5 protein-coding genes and 1 pseudogene are annotated in these 5,669 nt (G+C 34.7%); 3 read left to right on the forward strand and 3 right to left on the reverse strand.

The window, feature by feature from the left end:
* The first annotated feature begins 457 nt into the window (after positions 1 to 457).
* On the forward strand, positions 458 to 799 hold the full coding sequence (locus ABH966_RS26790) for a hypothetical protein (protein WP_370083754.1): 342 nt from the start codon (positions 458 to 460) through the stop codon (positions 797 to 799).
* Positions 800 to 1,046: 247 nt separating this feature from the next.
* On the opposite strand, the gene ABH966_RS26795 is transcribed toward ABH966_RS26790, so the two are convergent.
* Positions 1,047 to 1,778 carry a hypothetical protein gene (locus tag ABH966_RS26795; protein ID WP_370083755.1) on the reverse strand — a complete coding sequence of 244 codons (732 nt, stop codon included), beginning with the start codon at positions 1,776 to 1,778 and terminating at the stop codon, positions 1,047 to 1,049.
* Positions 1,779 to 2,022: 244 nt separating this feature from the next.
* The gene (locus ABH966_RS26800) at positions 2,023 to 2,580 is read right to left on the reverse strand and encodes a class I SAM-dependent methyltransferase (RefSeq protein WP_370083757.1); all 558 of its coding nucleotides are present in this window, start codon (positions 2,578 to 2,580) and stop codon (positions 2,023 to 2,025) included.
* 212 nt (positions 2,581 to 2,792) lie between these two features.
* Between ABH966_RS26800 and ABH966_RS26805 the strand changes: the two genes are divergently transcribed.
* Entirely contained in the window at positions 2,793 to 3,146 is a 354-nt protein-coding gene (locus tag ABH966_RS26805; RefSeq protein ID WP_370083759.1) for a helix-turn-helix transcriptional regulator, read from the forward strand.
* A 162-nt stretch (positions 3,147 to 3,308) separates the two neighbouring features.
* On the opposite strand, the gene ABH966_RS26810 is transcribed toward ABH966_RS26805, so the two are convergent.
* Complete coding sequence (locus ABH966_RS26810) at positions 3,309 to 4,778, reverse strand: aminotransferase class I/II-fold pyridoxal phosphate-dependent enzyme (protein WP_370083761.1); 1,470 nt, start codon at positions 4,776 to 4,778, stop codon at positions 3,309 to 3,311.
* A 151-nt stretch (positions 4,779 to 4,929) separates the two neighbouring features.
* Here ABH966_RS26810 and ABH966_RS26815 point away from each other — a divergent pair.
* Positions 4,930 to 5,523 (forward strand): annotated as a pseudogene (locus tag ABH966_RS26815) (NAD(P)H-dependent flavin oxidoreductase); the annotation flags it as partial.
* Positions 5,524 to 5,669 lie beyond the last annotated feature (146 nt).

Genomic DNA, 5,669 nt, shown 5'->3' on the forward strand with positions numbered 1-5,669 from the left:
ACGGTCTACTCGGGATGTGGAACACTCCAAAAATGGACGTTGCGCAACACAAAAAATTAACTTGAGTGTGTCTACAATCTTGACGTAGATCCATAAGCTCCAAGAGCGTTTATAAGTTAGAAAGAAAGCCATTATAAACAAAATTGTAAACACTATGAATAAAGAGATTAAAATTTGAATCACACTCCTTAAATTCCCTAAATTTATAATTTACACCAATTATACTTTATTTAATATTATTTTATCATACCTTAAAAACATTAGAATACACAAAATGAGCATATAGCCAATTCAATTGATTATTGATTCAAATTGGAAGTTATGTTATTCAACTAACGGGGGCTTTACTTCAATAAGGAGTAGAGCCTTTTTCTACTTAAACTAACGGGGCAGGATATTTGAAAATCAAAAATAAAATGATACTTAAAATAAGTCTTAAACAAAGAGAGGGATAATTATGAACGATAATAAGAAACTGAACCAATTTACGTTGGTAGATATTATTGAAAGGAAGATACATTTTACAGATACAAATACCATTTTTGATAAAACTGAGTTTCAATATACCAATGAGGGTGAACTCTTAGCTTATAATGAAATGCTGGTAGATGTTAAACATATGGATGAGAACGGATTTATAAGTAAGTACCTAAAAATAATAAACCAACTTACAGTACAGTTCGAAAACGAAGAATTTAAAGACGAAAAAGAAATTGAAAAAATGTCCGGATACAATAACGCAATAGTATCCATTTTGGAGTGTATAAACCCAATTTATTTATATGATTTAAATGATTAAAACAACCTTAATTGAATAAGATTGTGAAGTATTACACTTAAACTAACGGAGTGCGATTGTTCAATTAGAGCAGTCGCTTCTTGTGCTAACGGTGCAGTTTAATTGCACAAGATTGTGTTATAAAAAGAAACTTTTACCAATATATACCGTCAAACTTACGTACGGAGAATTATTCTGGAATGTGCACTTAATTTTTGAAAGAGGAATTTAGAAATGATGAAACAAGCTATAATTTCAGGAATTGTATTTAGTTCAATTTTGTTAGTTGGGTGTAATGGGGAGTAGAAAGAAGAACAAGTTCAAGAAAAAATGACTGAGGGAATGGAAAGCGAGCGGAAGTATTAGTTGCTTCGAAAAAAGGGGAAATTGATGAAATACCAAATTTATTATCTGAATTGCCATAGGTGGTGTTTTGTATCGATAAGAATCCAGAACAAGAAATTAAACGAACTAAAATAAATGCAAAATGTGGCTGTAAGGGTTCTTCTGTTCCAGCAACAGAAGGCATTCTTGGTTTATCAACTCGGACACCTTTTAATTCTTCTTTTAATTGATTTAATATAGCTTGACTCTCAAATAATGGATTATTATATGGATATTGATTTAAACGGATTATTGCTTTATAAAATGATTTTAATGCTGACAAAAAACGACTAATTGTATTCGGACTTTTATTGAATGAGTCTTGATCTCGGATCTTGCAGTTCATTTTATGCATTAAATAATCTTCAACAACAACTCGTATCTTTTCTTCTTCATCATTCCATTGCACTCGTTCCCCTTGAAAATTACTTTCTTCCTCTAACCATTTGAAAAAGGGAAGTAAACAGTTTAAATAGGATGTTGCAGAGCTCTTATCAATTCGTCCTAAACAATCATTAAAATAATCTGATAATGGTAAAAAGGGTTGGTTTTCTTTAAATACTAAAAGCTTATACTTGCTTTCTATATGTTTTGGGCAGTATTCATACCAATACAAAAACATTCACCTCCACTAATTAAAAACAACTAATATTACTTTAATTTTTTACATTGTAATTTGGTACATACTTCAATAAATTGCAATGTAATACTTAACAAAATAAAAAATGTACACCACTAAAATTTATTTTAGTAATGTACATTTTCATAATTTGTGCAACATTATAAACAAGTTATGATTGAATCAAATACCATGTATAATTACTTGTTTTTAACCTTACAGAGTACTGTATATAGTCTTTTTAATTTTTTTCTATAATAAATTGAATGGTATGAGCAAGTCCTGTGTGGAGTATACCTTCATTTCGCATTTGTTCACCTGTGAAAAAATGGATGATCTTATAAGGTTGACACCATTTTAGAACATCCAAAGGATCATATAAGAAATCAAGCTGTTTGGGGCCACCTGACGCGTAAGGTAGTTGATAAATTGAATAAAGTTCCATCATAATACGACCACCAGATTTTACAGAGTTCACAATCCTCTTAAACACTTCTTGTTGCTGTTCAACCGGAAAATGTCCAAACACCATAATAGCAGCATCAAACTTTTCTACTGGTAGTTCATCTTGCAGTAAGTCAGTAAGCTTTGTATGAACTGAAACATTATGTTTTTCTGCGAGCTGTTCTGTTTTTTCAAGACCGCTTTCTGCATAATCAAAGGCAGTTACTGTATGCCCCTGTAAAGCTAAAAATACAGCATTTCGACCTTCACCTTCGGCATATGCAGCCACATTTGGATAATCCTTTAAATAGTGTACATAGTCTTCTATAAATGTATTTGGCTGCTCACCATACACATATTCAGCTGTTTTAAATCATTGATCCCATGTATTCATTCCATCACTCCTCACTAAATAGTGTAAGTAAAATATGCTCTAGAATCGAATTTTTTGCTCAGTTTCTTTGAAAGCAACTATGCGTTGCGAATTAGCAAATGATAACTTCTAGAATAAAGTGTAATAATCCATTATTATTTGATCAAAATCCTATATGTTGGAGGTGAAATTTAATGAATTTAGAAAACCGTTTAAAGGAATTGAGAGAACAGCATAAGTATACACAGGATGATGTCGCAGCTTTTTTAAATATTTCAAGACAATCCGTTTCAAAATGGGAGTTAGGAAAAGGCTATCCTGATATAGATAATTTAAGAAGGTTAAGTGATTTATATAAAATTTCTTTAGACCAGCTTATTACAGGTGAAGAAAAATATCATAAACTAGAAGCCTCAGCCCCAACCCCAGCTTCAGCCACTGATTCAAATAAATCCGATCATAAAACTGTTGGGGATTTCTTGTGGAGGCATTGGTGGCTTGTTTTTCCTATATTTGGTATGCTATCTGCTTGGTTCCATTATTATTAGTCAATAAACATACTGGGACAAAAAGAAAAAATGTTAGACTGATTGTATTTCGATCTAACATTTTTTTGATTTAGGGAGGAACACTCTACTTATTGAAGCGAAGAGTTATTATCTATTTTCGCTGTTTTTCAAAAAAATCGAGTTCTGTCCCAGCCTCTACCATTAAATAATAGGTTTGCGTTCTTTAATGACGCGAATTGTTTTTAATGTTGTATCTTCTGGTCCTTGAACAGGTAAACCAGCTTCAATATTCATTTGAATATAACGAATATTTTCTTGAGTAATTATTTCCCCGGGAATAAAAATCGGAATACCTGGGGGATATACCATAACAAATTCTGCGCAAATGCAATTATCCGCTTCTGCAAGTGGAACAACTTCAGTATCTGCATAAAATGCATCACGTGGTGACATAGCAAGTGCAGGAATTTCTGGTACATTGACCATTGTTTCAGTAATAGCAGCTTCTGAATCGAATGCTTTTGACATACGGCTAAGGGCATTGATAAGGAGATTAATTTCCTTTTTCGTATCACCTAATGTCACTAAACATAAAATATTGTATAGATCTGATAATTCTACTTCAATATTTGCATTGTGACGAAGCCATTCTTCAGCTTGATGACCAGAGATACCTAAATCTTTAATACTTATTAATAGCTTTAAAGGATCCATATCATAAGTTGCAGATGAATTTAATTTTTCTTTACCAGCACATTTTAAATGTGGAATTTGGTTAATGCGTTTACGTGCATCCTTTGCCAAGCGAAGTGCATCGCCAATTAAATCATAACCATGGATCGCTAGCTGACGTCGAGCTGTGTCAAGGGAAGCGAGTAATGGATAAGATGTCGATGTTGTTGTTAGCATCGACAGGATAGCTTGGACACGTTTTGCAGAAACAAGTCCTTCACGAACATTTAAAATAGACGTTTGAGTCATAGAACCGCCAAGCTTATGTACGCTGGTTGCAGCCATATCAGCTCCAGCTTCCATTGCAGAGTATGGAAGATCATCATGGAATTTAATGTGTACACCATGTGCTTCATCGACAACTACCGGAATATTGCGGCTATGGACTATTTCGACAATACGCTTTAAGTCTGCTGAGAAGCCGAAGTACGTTGGATTAATAACAAGAACTGCCTTTGTATCTGGATAAGCATTTAAAGCTTTTTCAACAGCTTCAGGCGATATTCCATGAGAAATACCATATTCACTATCTACTTCAGGATGAATAAAAATCGGGATTGCTCCAGCGAAAACAATCGCCGACATAATGGATTTATGAACATTCCGTGGTACTAGAATCTTATCACCTGGACCGACGACAGTCAGAATCATCGCCATGATGGCGCCACTAGTACCTTGAACGGAAAAGAATGTATGATCAGCACCAAAGGCTTTGGCAGCAAGTGCTTGCGCTTCTTTAATAGCGCCCTTTGGTGAATGTAAATCGTCTAGTGGAGCAATATTAATTAAATCAATTGATAAAACGTTGTCGCCGACGAATTCTCGGAACGCAGGGTCCATACCTTGACCTTTCTTATGGCCTGGAATATGGAACTGAATTGGGTGTCTGTTCCGATGTTTAAGTAATACGTCGAACAATGGAGTCTCTAATTGTGACAACGCAGGTACCACCTCACTTTATAATATGTAAGAAAACAAATGAATTATAGCACCTAATTGCAAGAAAAAATAGACTTTACAGAAAAAAATAAAATAAAAAGGATATTTTGATAATTTCGAGAAATTAGTATCGTAGGAAAGGGGAGATACTATGAATTGGAATTCACGTGTAACAGAGCTTTTAAATATTAAATACCCAATTATTCAAGGGGGATTAGCCTATTTAGCATATGCAGATTTAGCAGCGGCGGTGTCGAATGCTGGGGGGCTAGGGCAAATAACAGCAATGAGTTTACGAGATCCTGACTTATTGCGCGCAGAGATTCATAAAGTACGAACATTAACGGATAAACCGTTTGGCATAAATTTTGCAATTGGTATGTATGGCACTGGTTATGAAGATATGGTGCGTGTTGCAGTGGAAGAAAAAGTACCAGTTGTTACAATGACTGGTGGGAATCCTGCACCAATTTTTGATATTTTAGAAGGAACGGATATTAAAAAATTAGTACTTGTTGCTGCACGTAGACAAGCTCAAAAGGCGGAACAACTAGGTGCAGATGCTGTTATGGTTGTTGGTCAAGAGGGTGGAGGTCATCTTGGACGTGATGATATAGGGACAATGGTACTTGTGCCACAGGTTGTAGATAGTGTGAAAATACCTGTTATTGCCTCGGGTGGAATTGGCGATGGTCGTGGCTGGATGGCAGCTCATGCACTAGGAGCAGAGGGAATTGAAATGGGTAACTAAACTGTTACGAAAAATTAGACAAACCTATACAAACCTGTATAGAAGCATAGATTTATAACAGAATACCCTTCGTATCAAGCGATTGGTGCGAACTCCACGTTAATTGCTTTTAACTCCTAAAGCCTTGTGACCAAAGCGGA

Source organism: Lysinibacillus sp. RC46, assembly GCF_041262385.1.
GTDB lineage: Bacteria > Bacillota > Bacilli > Bacillales_A > Planococcaceae > Lysinibacillus.